Origin of the sequence: Variovorax davisae (assembly GCF_030316845.1) — a bacterium.
Taxonomy (GTDB): Bacteria; Pseudomonadota; Gammaproteobacteria; order Burkholderiales; family Burkholderiaceae_C; genus Variovorax; species Variovorax davisae.
The window spans coordinates 62,170-82,655 of the sequence record NZ_JASZYS010000003.1 but is presented as its reverse complement, the minus strand read 5'-3'; the positions used below and the strand labels follow the sequence as shown (position 1 = coordinate 82,655).

The window sequence follows — 20,486 nt, the reverse complement described above, 5'->3', positions numbered from 1 at the left end:
CGGATTATGAGGAATTCTCACAAGGATCGCATCCAGGGTCTTACTGGCTGGGCAGAAGAGCTCCACAGAACTAGAGTGAGATCTCGTCCACCCGATAGTCGAAGAGCCAGTGATATCGCTCGATAACGCGATCCGGACTCCATTCCCTGTCAACGTATGAGGCTGCACCTTCGGCGCTAGCGAGTTCGGGGTTGTGAAAGCGCCGCCCGTTCTCGGTGGATTTCTCCACGATCTTCGTCGTTCGAACGATGCGAACGGCTTCGTACCTTTTGAGAGCGGCACTGACGTCGCCAACTTCACCGAGCGCCCGCGCCAGAATGAATCCATCCTCGATGGCCATCACCGCCCCTTGTGCAAGGAAAGGCAACGTCGGATGACTCGCGTCACCCAACAAGGTCACCAGGCCCTTCGTCCACGTGGACATGGGCGGGCGAGCCATCAGAGCCCAGCGGAAAGGAACGTCGATATTGCGGATCAGTTCATGGATGTCCGGGTGCCAGCCTTCGAAGTCGGCGTGACACTCGGCGTGCGTGCCGCGCTGGTTCCAGGATTCCGCCATCCAACGATCGGTCTCGACAATGCCCACGAAGTTCAGGAGCTTGCCTGCACGAAGCGGATACTGAATGACGTGCCGTCCAGGGCCGACCCAGTTAGTGCCGACTTGCCGCACGATCGAAGGGTCGATCCTGTCGACGGGGATGACACCACGCCAGGCCATGCATCCGGAGTACGTCGCCACACCGTCGCCGAAGAGTTGCCTGCGAATCGTCGAATGCACGCCATCGGCACCCACCAGTGCCTGGCCCTCACTGACGGAGCCATCGGCGAGGTACAGCCTCACGTAGCCGCCCGGGCCGTCCTCCTCGAAGCGCTCGCACTTCGCGTTCAGGCGGATGGCGCCGGGCGACAGCGCCCGGATGGCATCGACCAGCACTCGATGAAGGTCGGGGCGATAGATCGTGTAGTACGGGAAGCCGTACTTGGCTATGGAGGACTCGCCCAGGTCGAACAGCTTCCACGTCTGGCCAGTGTTCCAGAGCCTGATTTCCTTGCCTGACGGCTCCACCGCGATGGCTGCCAGCTCTCTGGAAAGGCCCAGCAGGTGCAGCGCCCGCGTCGCATTGGCGCTCAACTGAAGGCCCGCGCCGACTTCGCCGAGTTGCGCCGCCTGCTCGAACACCAGGACCTCGCGGCCCTGGCGCAACAGGGCAAGCGCCGCCGTCAAGCCACCGATGCCGCCGCCTGCGATGAGTATGGGTTTGCTGCTCATGAACGGCTACTCCGCGGTGACGTTGGCTTGCTGGATGATCCTCGACCACTTGGCCGAGTCGGCGGCAATCACCTTGCCGAAAGCATTTGCGCCTTCGACGCCGGGCTCGACGCCCTGTTCGTTGATCACGCGGCGGATCTCCGCCGACTGGGCCGCCCTGGCCATCGACGTTCGGAGCTTCTGAAGGACAGGCTCCGGCGTTCCCTTGGGCGCGACCAGGCCGAACCAGGAGTAGGCCTCGTAGCCAGCGCCTGGAATTGACGCCTTCATGGTCGGCACCTCGGGTAGGGGCGCATATGACGTCGCTCCGCCCACGGCGACTGCGACAAGCTTGTCAGTCTTTACGAAGGGGTACAGCGCTGCCGCTGTGTCGAAGACCAAGTCGACCTGTCCGCCGATGGCATCGGTGATGGCTGGATTGCCGCCGCGATAGGGAATATGGGTCAGCTTGACCCCGGTGGCGTCCGAGTAGTACTCGGTCGAGAGATGGCCAATGGAACCCGTTCCTGCCGTGCCCACGGTGACGGCTCTTTGCTTGCTCGTCCGCGCCACGTCCGCCAACGTACGAATTCCGGATGCTGGCGAGGCGGCAATCATCATGGGCCCGCGCAGTGCCATCCCGATCGGTTCGAAGGATTTCGCGTCGTACTTCAGGTTTTTGTACAGGCCGGGTGCCACGGCCAAGGTGCTGGTCCCGCCCCACAGCAAGGTGTATCCGTCCGCTGGCGCACGCGCGACAAATGCGCTGCCGGTGGTGCCCGCGGCGCCTGCTCGATTGTCGATGACGACTGGATGGCCCAGGTCGTCCGCGAGTGCCTTGCCGTAGACGCGCGCGCTGGCGTCCGTGGGGCCGCCCGCGGGAAAGGGCACCACGATCGTGATTGGACGCGACGGATACGCCGATTGGGCGAACGCGCCGAGGGACCAGGCGGCGCTCAGCGCCACCGCCGCGGCAAGCCGCAGGGAAAAGGCCATGGGATGTGTCTCCTGAACTGGATCTGACGCGGGTCAGGCCCGCCAACGTTTGAATTGGAGCGCTTCCTTAGAAATAAGTGAAGGAACGAAATAGAATCAATTGATAACTAATCGTTTTGAATCGAAGGCCGCGAGCAATGAACTTTTCGATACGGCAACTGAGGGCATTCGTTGCGACGGCGCGCCTGCGAAGCTTCACTCGAGCAGGGGAGCAGCTCCATGTCACGCAGCCGGGCTTGAGCGCGATGCTGCGGGAGCTGGAGGGGCAACTCGATTGCAGGCTGTTCGAGCGAACCACGCGCAACGTTGCGCTGACGGCGCAGGGCAAGGAGTTCCTGCCCACGGCGGTCCGGGTACTCAAGGATCTGGAAGAGGCGGCCGTTTCGCTTGGCCAGATCACGTCGACCCAGCGACGCCGCTTATCGGTCGGCGCCACGCCACTCATTGCCTCATCCATCGTTCCCGAAGCCTGCGCGGCGTTCGCGGGCATGCATCCGAGTGTTCAGGTCGAGTTGCAGGATCTGGACAGGGCCACCATCTATGAGCGAGTGCAGAGCGGCGAGCTCGACGCCGGATTTGGCGCGTTCATGACTGTGTCAAGTCTGGTGCGCCGCCGGCGTCTGCTCGAATCCCCGCTCGTGCTGGTTTGTGCCGGGAATGAGGCGTCGAAGTCCGTGCGATGGAAGGAGTTGCCCGCAGCGCCGTTGCTCGGACTTCCGCTCGACAACCCGATCCAGCAACTGGTCGAAGGCCGACTACGCTCCGCCGGGTCCGCTGCGACCGTCGCGCAGCGATTCAATCAGCTGCACACCTTGCTGGCGATGGTGGAGTCCGGCGCAGGACCCACCATCCTGCCGGATTTCGTAGCGAGCGCTGCGTCCCGATACAGGGTTACGTTTCAAAAGATGAGGACACCTGCAGTCGCCGTCGACTTCTATGAGATCACCAAGGCGGGGCGGTCGACCAGCGATCTGCTGGCCGATTTTGGAATCTGCCTCGTCCAGGCGTTCGAATCTCACAGTGAGGTTTGATGAGCAGTCAATGCTTGCAGTGCGCCTCTCGTTTGTGCTTGAGATACGTTTAGTTTCTGTGCGGTACAACGGTGTGACGCCGACCTAACGCTTTTCTCGCATTGACTGTCCTACCCAACGGTGGGTGACGTGCTGCCGCCATCGCAATTTCGCGGTCGTATGGCAGGACGCGGCCATGGGCCGACTCTCGACAATGATCGTTTTTCGACCGCCCGGCGCGACGGCGACGGGCGATTTTGGCCGGTCCGAAACTTCTGCACGATGCTCATGGGCTCGTTCTTCCTGAGTGCGAACCAAGGCGTGCCTTCGAAAAAAGTGCCGTCGCAAGGTAGCGCAGTCCAGTCCCACGAGCCCGCTGGATCGCGCGCACGCCCCCTTCGGAATTGTCGGCTTCCGCGGATGCGTCGGCCGCACGGTCTTCGACTTCATGGGGTACTGTTCCGCCATTGTCCGTCTGACGGGACACGCTGACGGCTGCAGCTAGATCGTCATGGTGCTTCGAGGTCGCGCAGGCACTGCAGGGCCTGCGCCACGGCGGTACTGCGCGAGGTGTCGTTGCGCCAGTACATCATCACCGGCGGGGCGGAGCTGAAGCGCATGGGAAGCCGCTGCAGCGCACCCATGCGCTCGTACTGCGCGATGGAGCGCTGCGAGGCGATGGTGACCATGTCGCTGGCGGTCAGCATGGAAAAGCTGGCGAACACCGAGTTCGACTGTAGCGCATCCGCCGGCAGGCTGCGCTGAGCTAGGCGCAGTTCTTCGTTGAGCAGCGTTCGCGCAGGCGTATCGCGGCTGAAAACCACCCAGCGGTAGCGGTACAGGTCGTCCCAGTCCATGGATTTGAGGCGGTGCAGCGGGTGGCCCTTGCGGGCCACGAAGTGCAGGGGCTCCGCGTAAAGCACTTCCGATTCGACCAGAGGCGTCAGGTACTGGGGGTGCGAGCGGCCCACCGCGACGTCCAGCTCGCGCCTGCCTAGCATTTCCATCAGGCGGTCCATCGTGCCTTCGACGATGTCCACGCGCGCTCCCGGCATCGCCTTCAGCAAAGCCAGCACGGCCCCCGGCACAGTGGAGGCAATCGTCGCGCCAGAGCCGCCGATGGCCACGTAGCCGGTGCTGCCTGCCAGCAGCAGCGCCATCTCCTCCCGAGCGCGGTCGAGGTCAACCCGGATACGCCGGGCGTGTTCCAGCAGGACTTCGCAGTAGTGCGTGGGCCGAAGGCCACGCGCGTGCCGCTCGAAGAGTTCCACGCCCATGTCCGCTTCCAGGTCCTTGAGCCACTTGGAGAGCGCTGGCTGGGTCATGTGCAGCAGCTCTGCCGAGCGGCTGACATTCTGCGTTTCGGCAAGACTGATCAGCAGCTGCAGATGCCGCAGGCGGATACGTTGTGTCCAATCCATGAAATGCCCAAAGGTATATCAAATATTGTATGACTAACGCATTTTATTCATTGGCTTGTTGATGGCTTGCGGCCAATACTCGCCGGCTGAATGACTACCAGGAGACACGATTCATGAAGGTTGCGCAGCACTACATCGATGGGGCTTGGGTGCCCGGGAGCGGCACCACGGGGACCGCGCTCGATCCCGCCACGGGCGAGCCCGTGTCGGAATTCGCGGAAGGCACGGCGATGGATGCACAAGCCGCAATGGCGGCAGCCACGCGCGCCTTCCACGTCACCAGTTGGAAGCACGATGCAAAGCTGCGCTCTGACGTTCTGCTGTCCGCCGCTACCCGGCTGGAGGAGCGCCGCGAGCAGGTGGCGCACCTGCTGGTGGCGCACAACGGCAAGATGCTGCGCGAGGCCATGGGCGAAGTCGCTGCCGCCATCTCCGAACTGCGCTACTACGCGGGCCTGGCGAGAAACCTCTTCGGGCGCATCATCGAGATCGAGCCCGGCTGCTTCAGCGCGCTGCATCGCGAGGCGGCAGGCGTGGCCGTGATCATCGTGCCCTGGAACGCACCCGTCACCCTGCTCGTGCGCTCGCTGGGGCCGGCGCTGGCGGCGGGCTGCACCGTGGTGGTCAAGCCTGCGCACCAGACCGCGCTGGTGAGCAACATGGTGCTGGACACGGTCCTGTCCGACCCGCGCCTGGCGCCGGGCATCGTCAACACCGTCACCGAGTCCGGCGCCGAGGTCTCCCGGGCTCTGTGCGAATCGCCCGAGGTGGCGGTGATCAGCTTCACCGGCTCGACCGCCGTGGGCAAGGCCATCGCCCGGGCCACGGCGGGAAACCTCACCCGACTGTCCCTGGAGCTTGGCGGCAAGGCTGCGGCGGTGGTGTTCGACGACTGCGACCTGCAACAGACTGTGCGCGGGGTGCTCGCGGGCGGGCTGATCCTGTCGGGCCAGCAGTGCACCGCGCTGGCCCGTGTCATCGTGCATGAATCCCTCTTCGACCGGTTTGCGGCCGAGTTGTCCGCCGCCATGCATAGCGTGAAGCCCGGCCCCGGCATGGACGCCGCGTCCGGCATGGGGCCACTCATTGACCGCGCCAACCGCGACCGCATAAAGGCGCTTGTCGAGGGGGTGGACCGGCCTGCGGACGTGCTGGTGCGCGGCGAGGTGCCCGGTGGCAGCCTAGCGCAGGGCGCCTTCATCACCCCGAGCCTGATTGCGGTAGAGGACCTCGCGAGCCCGCTCGTGCAGAACGAACTCTTTGGCCCAGTGATGGTAATCGAGCGCTTCAACGACGAGGACGATGCCGTGGCCCGGGCTAATGCCACCCGCTACGGCCTGGCGGCCAGTGTCTGGTCCCGAGACACCGGGGGCAAGGCCCGGCGCGTCGCGAACCGGCTGCGTTCAGGCAGCGTCTGGCTGAACGCGCACAACAAACTCTTCGCCGAGATCGAGACCGGTGGCGAGCGTGATAGCGGCTACGGCCGGCTGCACGGCGCGGAGGGTATGAACGACTTCTTGGTGACCAAGCATGTCTACCAGAGCACCACAGTCTGATCCGAAAGCCGCCAAGCCAATGTCACTTGTTCATCAAAAAAGCGCGTCCATGAACTCTCCCAGTCCTGACCTGCAGGCTCTTGCCCTTCCCACTGTGCGGGACGCGTTCTACCACTTCATGCGCGAGGTAGGCTGCCGGCAAATCTTCGGTAATCCCGGCTCCACCGAGCTGCCGATGGTCCGAAATTTCCCCGACGACTTCAAGTACGTGCTGGGCCTGCAGGAAGCCTGCGTGATCGGCATGGCGGACGGCTATGCCCAGGCTAGCCATAACGCCACATTCGTGAACCTGCACTCGGCCGCCGGCGTGGGCAACGCCATGGGCAACATCTACACCGCCTTCAAGAACCAGACGCCGCTGGTCATCGTGGCGGGCCAACAATCGCGCTCGATCCAGCCCTTCGATCCCTACCTGCACTCGCGGCGCGCGGCCGAGCTGCCGCATCCTTACGTGAAATGGAGCATTGAGCCCGCGCGCGCCGAAGACGTTCCGTTGGCCATCCGCAAGGCCTACCACATTGCCATGCAGCAGCCGCGCGGCCCGGTGCTGGTCTCGGTACCAGCGGACGATTGGGACAAGGCCTGCCATCCGCTGATGCCGGCGCAGGTCAGCCAGGTGGTGGCGCCCGATCCGGCGCAGATCCAGATGCTGTGCGGGTTGATTCAGGAGAGCCGGCGCATCGCACTGGTGGTCGGCGCCGCCATCGACCGCGAGGGCGCCTGGCCGGAGGTGGTGCAATTGGCGCAGGCTTGCCACGCCGCTGTTTTCGCGGCACCCATGGCCTCGCGCGGCTCCTTCCCGGAATCGCATTCCTTGTTCCAGGGCTTTCTGCCGGCGTCGTCCGCGGCGATCCGCGAGCTGCTGTATGGCCACGACCTGGTGCTCGTGGTCGGCGGGCCGGCGTTCACCTACCACGTGGAGCGCGATACCGAAGGCTCGCACCTGCCCGAGGGCGCAACGCTGGCGGTACTGACCGACGATGCTGAGGCGGCCGCGTCCGTTCCCCAGGGCTTCGCGGTGCAAGGCAGCGTGCGCCTAGGGCTGCAAGGCCTTCTGCGCGGGCTGGTCGAGCGGCCGGCGATAGAGCCGCCGAAAGTGCCGCGAAGGCCCGTGCCCGCAGTGGCCGAAGGCACGGATCCCATCAGCGTGGCCTTCGTGCTGCAAACCCTCTCCAAGCTGCGTGACCCGCGGGACATCGTCGTCGAGGAGGCGCCCACGGCCCGGGTGGTGATGCACCAGTACTTGCGGATCGATGAACCAGGCACCTTCTACACCATGGCCAGTGGCGGGCTGGGTTACGGCATGCCCGCGGCGGTCGGCATCGCCATGGCCCAGCCGGACCGGCGCGTGATCTGCGTGATCGGCGACGGGTCATCTATGTACAGCATCCAAAGCCTGTGGACCGCCGCCGAGCAGGGCGCGAACGTGGTTTTCGTGGTGCTGAACAACCGCCGCTACGCCGCCTTGAAGCGCTTTTCCGGGGTGCTCGGGTTTGCGGCCGGCGAGAAGCTGGTTGGCATTGACATTCCGGGCATCGATTTCAGTGGCTTGGCCAAGTCCCAGGGCTGCTTCGGCGAAAAAGTCGATGAGTGGGGGCAGGTCGAGGCGGCGCTGTCGGCCGCCCTACAGCGGCAGGGGCCGACGGTCCTCGACGTGGCGGTCGCCTGATGACGAAGACCCTGCCCAGGCCACGCCACAACAGCATGTAGATTGCCACCAGGCGAACATCTTGCGATTGCACTACGAAGAAGACAAACCCATGAAAACCACCCTGCCCTGGCTCAGCCGAGCCCCGAAAACGGTCCTCGCCATCGCCTGCCTGGCGGCGTCTTTAGGCGCCGCTGCGGCCGAATGGCCGGACAGGCCCATCACTATCGTCGTGGGCTATGCGCCGGGCGGCGCCAACGACGTAATCGCACGGTTCCTGGCGGAGAAGCTGCAGCCCGTTCTCAAGCAGACGATCATCGTGGAGAATCGGGCCGGCGTCGCCTCCATCGTGGGCGCGCAGGCGGTGGCGCGCGCCAAGCCCGACGGTTACACGTTGCTCATGGGAGCCAGCGGCCCCATGGTGTTTAACCATGCTCTGTACTCCAGGCTGCCCTACAAGCCCAGTGATTTCGCGCCAATTTCGCTGACCGGCACGTTCCCCCTGGTGCTGATCGCCAACAAGGACGACCCGGCGCGGAACGTCAAGGAACTGGTGGACGCCTCGATCCGCAACCCGGAGCGCTCCAACTACGGCGCCAGCGCGGCGTCGTTCCAGCTGATCACCGAGCTGTTCAATGAGGCCACGGGCGCGAAGTTTTCGCATATCGGCTACAAGGGCAGCATGGAGTCGGTGAGTGCCGTGATGTCCAAGACGGTGTCCATGACCATCATCGACCCGGGCCCGGCGGCCACCGCCATCAGCAGCGGCCGTGCGAGGCCCCTGGCCGTGACCTCTGCCGAGCGCATGAAGCAGTATCCTGACATCCCGACGATGAAGGAGCTTGGCATCGACTCCACCGTCACGCTCTGGAGCGGCCTCTTCGCGCCCGCCAACACGCCGCCTGAGATCGTCAAGCGCCTGCATGCAGAGGTGGAGCGCATCGTGACCACGCCCGATGCCAGGGCGCGCCTGGAAAGCCTGGGGGTCACGGCAGCCGCGTCCAGCAGTCCGGCGCAGTTCGCGGAGCTGATCGACGGCGAGATCGCGCGCTGGAAACAAGTCGCCAAACGCAGCGGCGTGAAAGCCGATTGAAGGCGGAGTTACCCAACGAAGGTAAATGATGGATACCACGATCGAAAGAATGCCGCCAGTGCTGCTGCAGGCCACCCGCAGCGGCCTGAATTGGCCTACCCCGCCGGTATTCGGCAGGCCCGAGGACGAGAGGCGACACCTCAAGCAGCGCCTTGCCGCCGGTTTTCGCATCTTCGCGATGCATGGCTTCGACGTCGGCATTGCGGGGCACATCAGCGCGCGCGACCCGATCCTCATCGACCACTTCTGGGTGAACCCGCTGGGCGTGCACTTCAGCCGTATCAAGGTGTCGGACCTGATGCTGATCGACCACCAGGGGCAGGTGGTGGAGGGCAAACACCCCGTCAATGCGGCGGCGTTTTCCATCCACTCGCGCATCCACCGCGCGCGGCCGGACGTCGTCGCCGCAGCGCATTCCCATTCACGCAACGGCACTGCCTTCGCTTCGCTGGGCAGGCTTTTGCCGCCCACCACCCAAGAGGCATGCGCCTTCTACAATGACCACGCCGTGCTGCAGGCTTACGGCGGCATTGCCAGCGAGCTTTCGGAAGGCGACTTGATCGCCCAGAGCCTGGGACAGGGCAAGGCCGTCATCTGCCGCAATCATGCGCATTTCACCGTGGGGCATTCGGTGGACGAGGCGGTCTTCTGGTTCCTGCGGATGGAACGGGCCTTCGAGCAGTACCTGTTGGCCGCTGCCGCCGGCACACCGGTCGAAATCGACGACGTCACGGCCAGCCTGACAGCCCGGCAGGTGGGCTCGCACAGCGCAGGCTGGTTTGGCCTGCAGCCGTTGATGGACAAGGTGCTGGCGGAGCAACCCGATCTATTGGAATAGTCCATCCACGGTTGCTATATATCCTCAGCCTTACCCATTTCTCGTCGCTTCTGCCAGACATGCTCACCTTGGGGTGATCGTCCTTCTCGTGCATGTATGGGCCCAGCGCCTATTGCAAGGTTTTTTCGGTGACTTGACGTAAACGGTTGCATGCATGTATACGGTCTTGCCGGTGGGCGCGTCGAAACATGACCGCACCCCAGTCCTAAGCAGAAAGACGGCTTGATCCCGAAGGGCAGCTGGCATTAAAAACAGGCTTCAGGGTGTCGATCCAACAGTTTTGTCACTCACTTCCAAAAGCTTCGCAATCCTATGCTGGGGGTCATTCCTCCCTTGATCGCGGAGCTCGGCTATCCGGGCTACGACGCGCCCATCTGGACCGCGCTGATGGCGCCCCAAGGCACGCCCGCACCGGTGCTGGCCAAGCTGCGCACGGCGGCCGCCGAGATTCTGAAGGACAAGGACATGATCGACAAGATGAATGCGATCGGCATGGATCCGGGCGATGCCGATTCCGCCGCTTTGTCAAAGCGCATCGCGAGCGACATCGTGCGTTGGGGGCAGGTTGCGAAGGCCGCGAACATCTTTCCCGAATAGAAGTTGGGAGGTGCACCGCGGCATCCGAGGTCAGAAGTGGCCGCGGAAGCTGAAGATAGATTTCGAAGATCGGTCGCGCACAGGATGGCGGAAGGGTGCCGGTGCGCCACATCGCCGGCCGGCGCATGCGAGGCAAGCCGAATGGTCGCGCCCAGTGGATGTCTCGACCGCTCGTGCATGGTGCCGCCCTGGGAAGTGGATCTGCCGACCTAGGCCGGCCGTCTCGCCGCGGCTTTTTTCACCGTCTCGGCGAAGGCCAACGCAGCCGGCTTCGGCTGCGTGCCGCGTCGCGACACCAGGAACAGGTCGAGACTCACTACGGGATCCTGCAATATCGACACGCCCAGGCCCTGTCCGAGGCAATCCTCTATCGCGAATGACGGAATGACGGCATGGCCACGGCCCGCACGCACCATCGCGATGAGGGTCCCGATCAGGTTCATCCGTGGTCGCTGCTCATGCGCGAGGCCCAACTTGGCGAGGTGCTTCTCGATCAGTACCTGGATTGGGTTGTCGGTCGGCAGACTGACGAGCGGCAGGCCCGACATGCTGGACCAAGGCTGCTTGCGAATCAAGCCACTCACGCCGGTTCCGGGCGGGCTGATGAGCATCAGTTTGAACTTGCACAAGGGCTGGCGCAACAGCCCGACCGCTGGCTTCACGAAGAAGCCGAGGCCGATGTCGGCCTCTCCGTCCATCACCCGCTGGCGCACGACACTGACATCGACGTCCGCCAGATTGACCTGCACTTGCGGATGGCTGTCGGCGAATGCCCGAACTACCTCGGGCAACAGGGTCGCCGACACCATGGGCGTCGCGGAAATATCAAGACGGGAGCGCACGGCCGCCATGCTGCCGCTCACGACCGAAGCAAGCGCGCGCAATTCGTCGATGATCCGCTCGGCCACAGGCAGCAGCCGTCGACCAGCGTCGGTGAGGTCGACGGACCGCGTCGTTCGATCGAAAAGGCGCGCTCCCACCTGCTCTTCCAGTTCCTTCACGAGCATGCTCATGCCCGAAGGCGACAGATGAATCTGATCGGCCGCCTTTGCAAAGCTCTGCAGGCGCGTGACCTCCAGGAAGGCATGGAGCTGGCGGCTGCTCACATTCATCAGTTTTGTTGACGAATTCATCAGAATCTTCCGTTTGATCAATGTCAAAAGTGTCGCTGTAATTGTCACCCACTCATAGAGAGACATAACCGTGAACACATCCAGGACCTTGCAGCCGCCGCCCTCATTCCGGCACCGCCGCCGCATTCTGCTCAGCGGGCTCGCCGCGCTGGCAACCCCCTTTGCCAGCGCACAAGGTTCGGCGGACGCTCCGGTTCGCCTGATCGTTCCCTTTACGCCCGGCACCGGCATCGACCTGATCGCGCGCCAGATCGCTCCCGCCCTTTCAGAACGCCTCAAGCGCCCGTTCTTCGTTGAGAACCGGCCCGGAGCCTCGGGCAACATCGGCACGCAGGAGGTCGTTCGCGCGACACCGGACGGCACCACCCTGCTCGTGAGTGTCAACACGCTCGTCATGAACATGGCCCTCTATCCCAGGCTGGGATTCAATCCGGTGAGCGATCTCGCGCCGGTCAGCCAGACCAGCTGGGGCCAACTCCTCCTAGTCGCGAATCCGGGAACCGGGATCGACACACTGCAAGGGCTGATCGCACGGGCCAAGGCGAAGCCGGGCGCCTTGAACTACGGCTCGCCCGGCGCGGGCACGCCGCACCACCTGGCGATGGAGCTACTCAAGAACAGGGCCGCGGTTTCGCTCACGCACATCAGCTATCGCGGCACCGCTCCGGCCGTCACGGACCTGCTGGGTGGTCAGATCGACGTCATGTTCCTGCCGATCCATGTCGCTCTGCAGCATGTGAAGGCCGGCAAACTCAAGGCGCTCGCGATCAGCTCCGACAAGCCGAGCCCGTTGCTCCCGGAGGTACCGCCACTCAGCATTCTCAAGCTGGGAAACATGAACGTCGACATGTGGTACGGCGTCTTGGCACCCGCAGGCACTCCGCGTCCCTACATCGAGCGCCTCAACAAGGAGCTGCGCGAGATCCTGGCGCAGCCGGCCATTGCCAAGGCCTTCGAGACCCAGGGCATGACCCCTGCCCACAGCACGCCGGAGGCCTTCGCACAACTGATGGCGGCAGACGCCAAACGCTGGGCCGACCTGATCAAGGCCCAGGGTATCACCGCGGAGTAAGCGAGAAATGAACAAAGAATCAGCAATCTCGGCGCAAGCTGATGCCGAGGTCGTCATCGTCGGTGGTGGTCCTGTGGGCATGGGCCTGGCCATCGAGTTGGGCCAGCGCGGCGTTCGCACGATCGTGGTGGAACGCTATCCGCAGCCCCAGCCCATCCCCAAGGGCCAGAACCTCACCCAGCGCACGATGGAACACTTCCACTTCTGGGGAGCGGAGAAGCAGCTGCGTGCGGCGCGCACCATTCCGCCGGAGTACGGAATCGGCGGCCTGACCGCCTACGGCACGCTGCTGGGACCCCACAGCTACGACTGGCTGCAGCGCGACCTGGTCAAGCCCTACTACTACACGTCGAACGAGAGACTTCCGCAGTATGCGACCGAGGCGGTGCTACGACGACGCGCCGCCGAGCTTCCCTCGGTTCAGACCCTTTACGGATGGGATGCGCAAGCGCTGACCCAGGACGCCGACGGCGTGTCGATCACGATCGCCGAGCGCGACGGCGGCAGCCGGCGGGTCTTGAAGTGCGCCTATGCCGTCGGTTCGGATGGAGCCCGCTCGCTGGTGCGGGAACAGGCCGGCATCACGCAGACGCGCACCGACCACGACCGCATGATGGTGCTGCTGGTCTTCAAGTCGCATGAGCTGCACAGGCTTCTGGAGTGCTACCCGGGCAAGTCCTACTACAACGTCCTGCAGCCGGCGCTGAAGGGCTACTGGAAATTCTTCGGCCGGGTCGACCTGGGCAGCACCTGGTTCTTCCATGCGCCGGTGCCGCCCGGCACGACCAAGGACAACTTCGACTTCGCCGCATATCTTCGCGAGGCTGTCGGCGCGGAGTTCGACGTCGAGTTCGAGCACATCGGTTTCTGGGACCTGCGCTTCATGCTGGCCGACAGTTACCGCGAGGGTCGCGTCTTCGTCGCTGGCGACGCTGCGCACAGTCACCCGCCCTATGGGGGCTACGGCGTGAACTCCGGGCTGGAGGACGCGCGGAACCTGGGCTGGAAGCTCGCCGCGACGCTGCAAGGCTGGGGTGGCGAGCGCCTTCTGGATTCCTACGATGCGGAGCGGCGGCCGGTGTTCGGCTCCACAATCCGCGACTTCATCGCCAAGTCGATCGATGCGGACCGGGAGTTCCTGGACGAATACGATCCGGCCCGCGACCCGGCGGGTTTCGAGGCTGCATGGCAGGCGCGCGCCCAAGGCGCGGTCGGCGAGGTCCACGCCTTCGAGCCCAACTACGAAGGATCAACCGTGGTCTGGGGGAGCGAAGGCCGAGTGAGCAGCGCGAAGGGATCCCACCGATTCGATGCCCGTGCGGGACACCACCTGGCACCCGCCGCGCAGTCGTCCGGCAACAACATCTACGACGAGCTGGGACCCGCATTCACGCTCCTGACGATCGGCGCGCCGTCTGGGACTGTCGAGGCATTTCGCGATGCGGCAATTGCGATGTCGCTGCCCCTGAAGATCGTGCCGGCGGAGAGCGGGGTTGAAACCGACCGGTACGGCGCCAAGCTCGTCCTGGTGCGACCAGACCAATTCGTCGCGTGGGCGGCGGACGATGCATCACTCGACGACGCGCGCCGCGTACTGGCGGTCGCGTCCGGTCAAACTTGATCTTGGAGGCTAGAGGCAGGAAGTGGTCGAGCGCAGCCAGTCAATCAGCACACGCAGCTTGGGCGGCACGCGCTTACGGTCAGGATAGTACAGTGCTAGATCCGGCAGCGGAGTGGTCCAGTCGGCCAACAGCTGTACTAACCGCCCCTCGACAATGTGGCGCTCGGTGAAGCTGCCGATCAGGTTGGCGATGCCGATGCCGTCCACCGCGGCGTCGAGCATCAACGCCACGTCGTTCATCACGAGGCGCCCGCTCACCGCGAGTGTCATAGCCTCGCCGTTTTTCTCGAACTCCCAGCGCTCCAGCTGGCCCGAACTCGCAAAGCGAAAGCCGATGCAGTCGTGCGCCAACAACTCGCGCGGATGCACCGGCGTGCCGCGCTCGGCAAGGTAACGCGGCGCAGCGACGATGCAGTTGGCCATCGGCGGGCCGACCCGCATGCCCACCATGTCGCGCTCGACCATGCCGCCGAAGCGGATGCCCGCGTCGAAGCCCTGGCCCACGATGTCGACCAGCGTGTTGTCGATGGACACCTCCAGGTCGATCTGCGGGTATGCGCGCAGGAATGCGCCGAGCACCGGCTGCAGCACCCAGAGGTAGGCCCCGCGCGACACCGTGAGCCGCAGCAGACCCGACGGCCGCTCGGCGCTGTCGCTCAGTTCTTCGGAGGCCAAGGCCAGCTCCTGCACCGCCGGGCCTATGCGTTCGAGAAACCGCGCGCCGGCTTCAGTAAGGTTCACGCTGCGCGTAGTGCGGTTGAACAGCGGCACGCCCACGCGCTTTTCAAGCAACCGCACGGCTTGGCTCACGGCTGAGGGCGATACGCCCAGGCGCACCGCAGCGGCAGAAAAGCCGCGTGTCTCGGCCACGGCCACGAAGGTTACGAGTCCGTCGAGTTGGTCCTGGCGCATGAGGTCAAGCGGAAAGGAAATCGGATCAATCCTTGAGTAACCGACAACGTACTTTATCGACGCGGCTGACGATCAAAGCAACGCGGCACGCGCGCAGTCTAGCAATGGGCTCTTGCATTCCTTATCAAGGGTATTCAATCACATCAGCGAGCGCTTCTTCTTATCCCAAAACATGGTGCGTCAGTGGCCTCGACGACGGCCTCGGCCTGGCACTCGCGCAAGGGGAAGCGGGCCACCGGTCACGGCGCCATCGGCTCGCTGCATGACGCACGGTTGGCTGGAATCGCACTGCGGTTGGCTGGTTTTGGGGCATCGCACCGCGCCGTGCGGCTCCGTTTGCTCCTAAAGTCAAGGCACTTTTTAGGAGCTTTCACATGACCTTATCACTCGACGGCGTCAGCATCCCCGATAGCCAACTTGCCAGAGAAATCACCGAACTCGTGCGGGACACCGAATCCCCGTTGCTGTTCCATCACTCCAGCCGCGTTTATTACTTCGGCGCCCTGGCTGGCAAACGCCGTGGCCTGACCTTCGACCCAGAATTGCTGTACGCAGGCGCAATGTTCCACGACATGGGTCTGACGCACAAGCACAGCAGCGCATGCGAACGGTTTGAGGTCGACGGCGCCAACGTTGCGCGCAGCTTCCTTTGCAGCCACGGCATTCCGCAGAACGACATCGACTTGGTTTGGAATGCGATAGCACTGCACACTACGCCCGGCATCCCGCAGCACATGCACCCGGTTGTGGCGCTCGTGACCGCTGGCGTCGAGATGGATGTACTGGGCATCGACTACCCGGCCTTTGACAACGCCCAACGCGAGCAGGTGGTGGCCGCCCATCCACGCACCGAGAACTTCAAGGAAGACATCCTCGAGGCCTTCTACAACGGCATCAAGCATAAGCCGGACACCACCTTTGGCAACGTCAAGGCGGACGTCCTGATCGACAAGGACCCGAGCTTCCAGCGCGGCAATTTCTGCAGCGTGATCCGCAACTCGGCATGGAAGGGCTGAGCGCGCTCAGCCTTCGCGCTTGCCAGCGCTGCCAAAGTTAAGGCGGTACTGCTGCGGGCTGACGTCCAGCCTTCGCATAAACACAGCCCGCATACGATGAGCATCCTTGAAACCACACTGATAGGCCACGGTCTTCAGGGGAGCCTGACTCGTCTCAAGCATCACGCGCGCCGCGTCCAGCCGAGCGCTTTCGACAAACTCCGCTGGCGTTACCTGCGTGTCGCGCGCGAAGATGCGCGCGAAGGTGCGTTCGCTCATGTTGGCGACTTTCGCCAACGTGCCTACCGTCAAGTCATCGCGCAGGTGGGCGAGGACGTGCATCTTCGTCAGCATCAGCGGTGAGTCGGCCTCGACAGGTGGTGTCAGGAACGGGCTGAATTGCGACTGCCCGCCGGCTCGCTGCGTAAAGACAACCAAGCGCCGCGCCACTTGCAGCGCTACCTCGACGCCATGGTGCTGGCCGAGGATATACAAAGACAGATCGATTCCCGCGGTGACGCCTGCCGATGTGTAGAGCGCTCCGTCCTGCGTGTACAGACGGTTCGAATCGACCCGTGCCATCGGACACAACCTGGCAAGCGCCGCAGCATCATTCCAGTGCGTGGTCACGGTGCGCCCATGTAGCAAACCTGCTCTCGCCAAGATAAATGCACCGCTGCAGATAGAGCCATGGTTCTTTGCGCGCACACTGGCGGCTTTTAGCCACGCGTACAGATCGGGGTGAAATTTTTGGTGGACCAACGCCGGTCCGCCCGCGACCAGCAGCAGATCGTAGGCGTCAAGCGCCTCGCTGTAGTGGCGGTGCGCCTGTACGGGCAATCCGTTGGAGCAGGCCACCAGCCCCCGTTCCACGCCGATGACCTCAATAAGGTAGTGGTCCTCTGTCGCCAGAAAGCGATTGGCTTCCGCGAACACATCGAGCGGGCCGCTGACATCGAGCGATTGAACCCCAGAGAAAACGAGTAGGGCAACGGTTCTGGTCATAGGTAGATGGCGGAAAAACGTCTCGACTTGGCGGGGTACCGCCTGCGATCCCGATCGATATGAGGCAGGGCATTCAGACTTGCCAAGTCAGGTCCCGGGAGGTCTGCACAGCATCCGGCAACCGCCGGGGTCTCACTTTACCAAGGAGTCCATCCTGACAAAACCCATGCTCACCGCGATCCCGGAAGTGTTGCGCGCCACCGGTGCGCCGGTGGTAGACAACCTAAACATTCAGACTGCGGGACCGCGTGGCCCCGCACTACTGCAAGACATCTGGCTCATCGAGAGATTGGCCCACTTCGACCGAGAGGTGATTCCTGAGCGTCGCATGCATGCCAAAGGATGGGCACACGGTACCTTCACGGAGTTCCGGCCCCTTTTGCACCTCCGCAATGTATCTATGAGCGCAAAGCCTGGGACAATTCGCCACAGAAAAGATGTTGTAGCAACAGGAGCGATGCAATCGGTGGTTGCTCTTACTGGCGACCGGCCTACATTGCTACGTCTCGGAGCGGATTAGGCGCCAGTGGGCATGAAGTCGGTCGACACTGACAGCGCTTCCCACGCCTTGATCTCTTCCTGGAGCGCGCCGAGCTTCTCGCGCACCACCTTGACTGCGTCGGGGCCAAGCAGCAAATGCTTGGGCGGGATCGCCGTTTCCGTGATCTGGATCATGGCGCGCGCGGCCTTCACCGGGTCGCCCGCTTGCTTGCCACTGCGCGCCAGGCGCGCCTCGCGCACGGGGCCCATCACCGGCGCGTAGTCGTCTATGGTCTGCGGCGCGCGCACCATCGAGCGTCCCGCCCACTCGGTGCGAAAGCCGCCCGGCTCCACGGCCGTCACGTGAATGCCGAAGCTCGCCACCTCCTTGCCCAGCGTCTCCGAAATGCCCTCGAGCGCGAACTTGCTGCCGTGGTAGTAGCCCAGCCCCGGAAAGGTCACGATGCCGCCCATCGAGGTGATGTTGAGAATGTGACCGCGCCGGCGCGAACGCATGAAGGGCAGCACTGCCTTAGCAATAGCCACAGCACCGAACACGTTCACCTCGAACTGCTGGCGCAGTTCGGCAAGCGACGATTCCTCCACCGTGCCTTCGTGGCCGTAGCCGGCGTTGTTGACCAGCACGTCAATGGCGCCGACCGTGGCCTCCACCTCGGCGACCACGCGCGGCACATCGACGTCGTGCGTCACGTCGAGCAAGCGACCGAAGGAGCGTCCGGGTTGGAGCGCGTCGAACTCGGCGCGGGCGGCCTCGCTGCGCAGCGTGCCGACGACGCGGTGGCCGGCAGCCAGCGCTTCTTGCGCGAGCGCGCGGCCGAAGCCGCTGCTGACGCCAGTGATGAACCAGGTCTTGGGGGCGGATGAAATCGTCATGGTGTATGTCCTAACGGCGAGTGGAAAGGTGATGGAAGAACTGTGCGCGCAACCGATCGCTTTGATAATCCGCTTAACGCGACAAACACCATGAAGCCTTTCTTCAAAATCAGGTCGCAACGCCATGCTTAGCAAGACTCGATTTGGTATCCATTGCGCTATATCAAAGACCGCCTGGAATGGCGTCACTCGCGCATCAACGCGCCCACGAATCAGCGCATATCGTCAGCAATAGCGAGCAGCCAGCAGTGTCAGGCGCCGGTGCCGTTTGATAAGCGCGCGGCCATTCCCATTGCGTCGGGGAGAGTAGTTGGCAAGCAGATCGCACGATCTCACGCGACTTCAACATTCCATCTATTGGAATTGTTGACTTTCGAAGAACTTCGATTGTTTCTACCATGCCAATGCACGTGGTGGCGGCCACGCTGCCACAGCCATCCTTTGTTCACATAGCTACACACGGAGCAACCCCATGCACGGAGACCACACACAGGCAGTCCGCCCCTTCCTAATCGGGTCGACCTGGACTACCGGACAGGGCCAGCCCTTCGAATCCATCAATCCCGCTACCGGCGGGCGCAACGGCCTGATCGGCGCGGCCAGCAAGGCCGACGTCGACTTCGCGGTGCGCACCGCCAAGGCCGCGCAGGCGCGACCCGAATGGCGGCAGATGCTGCCCCACCAACGCGCAGCTATCCTGCACCGCATCGCCGACCTGATTGAGGTTAACGCCGAGGAACTTGCCGACCGGCAGATGCGCGAGAACGGCAAGCTGCGCCGCGAGTGCGTGACGCAGGCCGCCGGTGGCGCCGCGGCGTACCGCTACTTCGCGGCGATCTGCGAGACCATGCCGTCGGAGATCGCGCCCTCGCGCGGCGATCACCTGTCGATGGTGCTGTACGAGCCCTACGGCGTGGTGGCCGCGATCACGCCATGGAATTCGCCACTCACGCTCGAATCGCAAAAGGTGGCCGCCGCGCTAGCCGCCGGCAACGCGGTGGTGCTCAAGCCCTCGGAGTTCACGCCGACGATCGCGCTGCGCATCGCCGAACTCGCGCTGGAGGCGGGACTGCCGCCTGGCATCTTCAACGTGGTGACCGGCCTGGGCGCCGAGACCGGCACCGCGCTGGTAGCGCACCCCGACGTACGCCTGATTTCCTTCACCGGTGGCACCGCCACCGGCAAGGCCATCGCGCGCGAGGCAGCCGGCCGCATGGCCGCGGTGGCGCTGGAGTTGGGCGGCAAGTCGCCCCACATCGTGTTCGCCGATGCCGACCTGGACAAGGCGCTCGAAGGCGTGCTGCACGGCGTGTTCTCGTCGACCGGGCAGTCGTGCATCGCGGGCACGCGCCTGTTCGTGGAGCGCAGCGTGTATGAGGGCTTCGTGCAGAAGCTGGCGACGGCGACCAATGCCCTGCGCGTGGGGCCGCCGGACGATGCGCAGTCGCAGATCGCGCCGCTGTCGTCCTTCATCCACCGGGACAAGGTCGAAACCATGGTCGACATGGCGCGCGAGGACGGCGCCACGGTGCTGGCCGGCGGTAGCCGCCCCGGAGACGCGCGCCTGGCCAACGGCGCCTACTTCCTGCCGACCATCCTCGGCAACGTGAGCAACAGCGCGCGCATCTGCCAGCAGGAGGTGTTCGGCCCGGTGCTGTGCGTGCTTCCCTTCGACAACGAAGCCGACCTCGTGGCGCAGGCCAACGACACGCTCTTCGGACTGGCCGCGGGGGTGTGGACGCAGGACTTTCCCAAGGCCTGGCGCGTGGCACGCGCGATCGAGGCGGGCACGGTCTGGATCAACACCTACAAGACGCTCAGCGTGTCGGTGCCCTTCGGTGGCTTCAAGGAAAGCGGCTCGGGGCGCGAGAAGGGCTTCTTCGGCATCCGCACCTACCAGGAACCCAAGACTGTGATGGTGGGGCTCTGAGATGCCGATCGGTTTTATCGGCCTGGGCGTTATGGG

General features: G+C 64.0%; 17 protein-coding genes and 1 pseudogene. 11 read left to right on the top strand and 7 right to left on the bottom strand.

Annotated features, from left to right (window positions below):
- Window positions 1–70: 70 nt before the first annotated feature.
- Together QTI33_RS07755 and QTI33_RS07750 are read right to left on the bottom strand one after the other, a co-directional pair.
- Window positions 71–1,270 (bottom strand): FAD-dependent monooxygenase, encoded by a 1,200-nt coding sequence (locus tag QTI33_RS07755; protein ID WP_286505218.1) that lies wholly within the window; start codon window positions 1,268–1,270, stop codon window positions 71–73.
- Window positions 1,271–1,276: 6 nt separating this feature from the next.
- Window positions 1,277–2,245, bottom strand: a complete 969-nt coding sequence (locus QTI33_RS07750) for a Bug family tripartite tricarboxylate transporter substrate binding protein (RefSeq protein WP_286505216.1) — start codon at window positions 2,243–2,245, stop codon at window positions 1,277–1,279.
- Between the two features lie 137 nt (window positions 2,246–2,382).
- On the opposite strand from QTI33_RS07750, the gene QTI33_RS07745 reads away from it, so the two are divergent.
- Window positions 2,383–3,276, top strand: coding sequence for a LysR family transcriptional regulator (locus tag QTI33_RS07745; RefSeq protein WP_286505215.1), 894 nt, complete (start codon window positions 2,383–2,385; stop codon window positions 3,274–3,276).
- Window positions 3,277–3,764: 488 nt separating this feature from the next.
- Here QTI33_RS07745 and QTI33_RS07740 read toward each other — a convergent pair whose 3' ends face one another.
- Entirely contained in the window at window positions 3,765–4,676 is a 912-nt protein-coding gene (locus QTI33_RS07740; protein WP_286505214.1) for a LysR family transcriptional regulator, read from the bottom strand.
- Window positions 4,677–4,789: 113 nt separating this feature from the next.
- On the opposite strand from QTI33_RS07740, the gene QTI33_RS07735 reads away from it, so the two are divergent.
- The 5 genes from QTI33_RS07735 (at window position 4,790) to QTI33_RS07715 (ending at window position 10,408) form a co-directional block, all read left to right on the top strand.
- On the top strand, window positions 4,790–6,232 hold the full coding sequence (locus tag QTI33_RS07735) for an aldehyde dehydrogenase family protein (RefSeq protein WP_286505213.1): 1,443 nt from the start codon (window positions 4,790–4,792) through the stop codon (window positions 6,230–6,232).
- A 49-nt stretch (window positions 6,233–6,281) separates the two neighbouring features.
- The gene (gene mdlC, locus QTI33_RS07730) at window positions 6,282–7,901 is read left to right on the top strand and encodes a benzoylformate decarboxylase (RefSeq protein WP_286505212.1); all 1,620 of its coding nucleotides are present in this window, start codon (window positions 6,282–6,284) and stop codon (window positions 7,899–7,901) included.
- A 91-nt stretch (window positions 7,902–7,992) separates the two neighbouring features.
- A complete protein-coding gene (locus QTI33_RS07725; RefSeq protein ID WP_286505211.1) occupies window positions 7,993–8,973 on the top strand; it encodes a Bug family tripartite tricarboxylate transporter substrate binding protein in 981 nt (326 codons plus the stop codon).
- A 28-nt stretch (window positions 8,974–9,001) separates the two neighbouring features.
- Window positions 9,002–9,811: a class II aldolase/adducin family protein gene (locus QTI33_RS07720; protein WP_286505210.1), complete on the top strand. Its 810-nt coding sequence runs from the start codon at window positions 9,002–9,004 to the stop codon at window positions 9,809–9,811.
- 312 nt (window positions 9,812–10,123) lie between these two features.
- Window positions 10,124–10,408 carry a tripartite tricarboxylate transporter substrate-binding protein gene (locus QTI33_RS07715; protein ID WP_444814819.1) on the top strand — a complete coding sequence of 95 codons (285 nt, stop codon included), beginning with the start codon at window positions 10,124–10,126 and terminating at the stop codon, window positions 10,406–10,408.
- A 209-nt stretch (window positions 10,409–10,617) separates the two neighbouring features.
- Here QTI33_RS07715 and QTI33_RS07710 read toward each other — a convergent pair whose 3' ends face one another.
- Entirely contained in the window at window positions 10,618–11,541 is a 924-nt protein-coding gene (locus tag QTI33_RS07710) for a LysR family transcriptional regulator (protein ID WP_286505209.1), read from the bottom strand.
- A gap of 70 nt (window positions 11,542–11,611) precedes the next feature.
- Here QTI33_RS07710 and QTI33_RS07705 point away from each other — a divergent pair, with 70 nt between their 5' ends.
- Together QTI33_RS07705 and QTI33_RS07700 are read left to right on the top strand one after the other, a co-directional pair.
- The gene (locus tag QTI33_RS07705; RefSeq protein WP_444814818.1) at window positions 11,612–12,613 is read left to right on the top strand and encodes a Bug family tripartite tricarboxylate transporter substrate binding protein; all 1,002 of its coding nucleotides are present in this window, start codon (window positions 11,612–11,614) and stop codon (window positions 12,611–12,613) included.
- A gap of 7 nt (window positions 12,614–12,620) precedes the next feature.
- Window positions 12,621–14,234, top strand: a complete 1,614-nt coding sequence (locus QTI33_RS07700; RefSeq protein WP_286505208.1) for an FAD-dependent monooxygenase — start codon at window positions 12,621–12,623, stop codon at window positions 14,232–14,234.
- A 9-nt stretch (window positions 14,235–14,243) separates the two neighbouring features.
- Here the strand turns inward: QTI33_RS07700 and QTI33_RS07695 are convergent, their stop codons facing one another.
- The gene (locus tag QTI33_RS07695) at window positions 14,244–15,146 is read right to left on the bottom strand and encodes a LysR family transcriptional regulator (protein ID WP_286505207.1); all 903 of its coding nucleotides are present in this window, start codon (window positions 15,144–15,146) and stop codon (window positions 14,244–14,246) included.
- A gap of 374 nt (window positions 15,147–15,520) precedes the next feature.
- Between QTI33_RS07695 and QTI33_RS07690 the strand changes: the two genes are divergently transcribed.
- Complete coding sequence (locus QTI33_RS07690) at window positions 15,521–16,162, top strand: HD domain-containing protein (protein ID WP_286505206.1); 642 nt, start codon at window positions 15,521–15,523, stop codon at window positions 16,160–16,162.
- Between the two features lie 6 nt (window positions 16,163–16,168).
- Here QTI33_RS07690 and QTI33_RS07685 read toward each other — a convergent pair whose 3' ends face one another.
- A complete protein-coding gene (locus QTI33_RS07685; protein ID WP_286505205.1) occupies window positions 16,169–17,146 on the bottom strand; it encodes a GlxA family transcriptional regulator in 978 nt (325 codons plus the stop codon).
- Window positions 17,147–17,312: 166 nt separating this feature from the next.
- Between QTI33_RS07685 and QTI33_RS07680 the strand changes: the two are divergent.
- Window positions 17,313–17,564, top strand: a pseudogene (locus QTI33_RS07680) (catalase); the annotation flags it as partial.
- Between the two features lie 98 nt (window positions 17,565–17,662).
- Here QTI33_RS07680 and QTI33_RS07675 read toward each other — a convergent pair.
- Window positions 17,663–18,520: an oxidoreductase gene (locus QTI33_RS07675; protein WP_286505203.1), complete on the bottom strand. Its 858-nt coding sequence runs from the start codon at window positions 18,518–18,520 to the stop codon at window positions 17,663–17,665.
- Window positions 18,521–18,992: 472 nt separating this feature from the next.
- On the opposite strand from QTI33_RS07675, the gene QTI33_RS07670 reads away from it, so the two are divergent.
- On the top strand, window positions 18,993–20,450 hold the full coding sequence (locus QTI33_RS07670) for an aldehyde dehydrogenase (protein ID WP_286505202.1): 1,458 nt from the start codon (window positions 18,993–18,995) through the stop codon (window positions 20,448–20,450).
- The last annotated feature ends 36 nt before the right edge of the window (window positions 20,451–20,486 follow it).

Bases quoted from the DNA above. Each gene is read 5' to 3' on its own strand.
- QTI33_RS07755 (WP_286505218.1), bottom strand. From the start codon at position 1,270: ATGAGCAGCAAACCCATACTCATCGCAGGCGGCGGCATCGGTGGCTTG.
- QTI33_RS07750 (WP_286505216.1), bottom strand. From the start codon at position 2,245: ATGGCCTTTTCCCTGCGGCTTGCCGCGGCGGTGGCGCTGAGCGCCGCC.
- QTI33_RS07745 (WP_286505215.1), top strand. From the start codon at position 2,383: ATGAACTTTTCGATACGGCAACTGAGGGCATTCGTTGCGACGGCGCGC.
- QTI33_RS07740 (WP_286505214.1), bottom strand. From the start codon at position 4,676: ATGGATTGGACACAACGTATCCGCCTGCGGCATCTGCAGCTGCTGATC.
- QTI33_RS07735 (WP_286505213.1), top strand. From the start codon at position 4,790: ATGAAGGTTGCGCAGCACTACATCGATGGGGCTTGGGTGCCCGGGAGC.
- mdlC (WP_286505212.1), top strand. From the start codon at position 6,282: ATGAACTCTCCCAGTCCTGACCTGCAGGCTCTTGCCCTTCCCACTGTG.
- QTI33_RS07725 (WP_286505211.1), top strand. From the start codon at position 7,993: ATGAAAACCACCCTGCCCTGGCTCAGCCGAGCCCCGAAAACGGTCCTC.
- QTI33_RS07720 (WP_286505210.1), top strand. From the start codon at position 9,002: ATGGATACCACGATCGAAAGAATGCCGCCAGTGCTGCTGCAGGCCACC.
- QTI33_RS07715 (WP_444814819.1), top strand. From the start codon at position 10,124: ATGCTGGGGGTCATTCCTCCCTTGATCGCGGAGCTCGGCTATCCGGGC.
- QTI33_RS07710 (WP_286505209.1), bottom strand. From the start codon at position 11,541: ATGAATTCGTCAACAAAACTGATGAATGTGAGCAGCCGCCAGCTCCAT.
- QTI33_RS07700 (WP_286505208.1), top strand. From the start codon at position 12,621: ATGAACAAAGAATCAGCAATCTCGGCGCAAGCTGATGCCGAGGTCGTC.
- QTI33_RS07695 (WP_286505207.1), bottom strand. From the start codon at position 15,146: ATGCGCCAGGACCAACTCGACGGACTCGTAACCTTCGTGGCCGTGGCC.
- QTI33_RS07690 (WP_286505206.1), top strand. From the start codon at position 15,521: ATGACCTTATCACTCGACGGCGTCAGCATCCCCGATAGCCAACTTGCC.
- QTI33_RS07685 (WP_286505205.1), bottom strand. From the start codon at position 17,146: ATGACCAGAACCGTTGCCCTACTCGTTTTCTCTGGGGTTCAATCGCTC.
- QTI33_RS07675 (WP_286505203.1), bottom strand. From the start codon at position 18,520: ATGACGATTTCATCCGCCCCCAAGACCTGGTTCATCACTGGCGTCAGC.
- QTI33_RS07670 (WP_286505202.1), top strand. From the start codon at position 18,993: ATGCACGGAGACCACACACAGGCAGTCCGCCCCTTCCTAATCGGGTCG.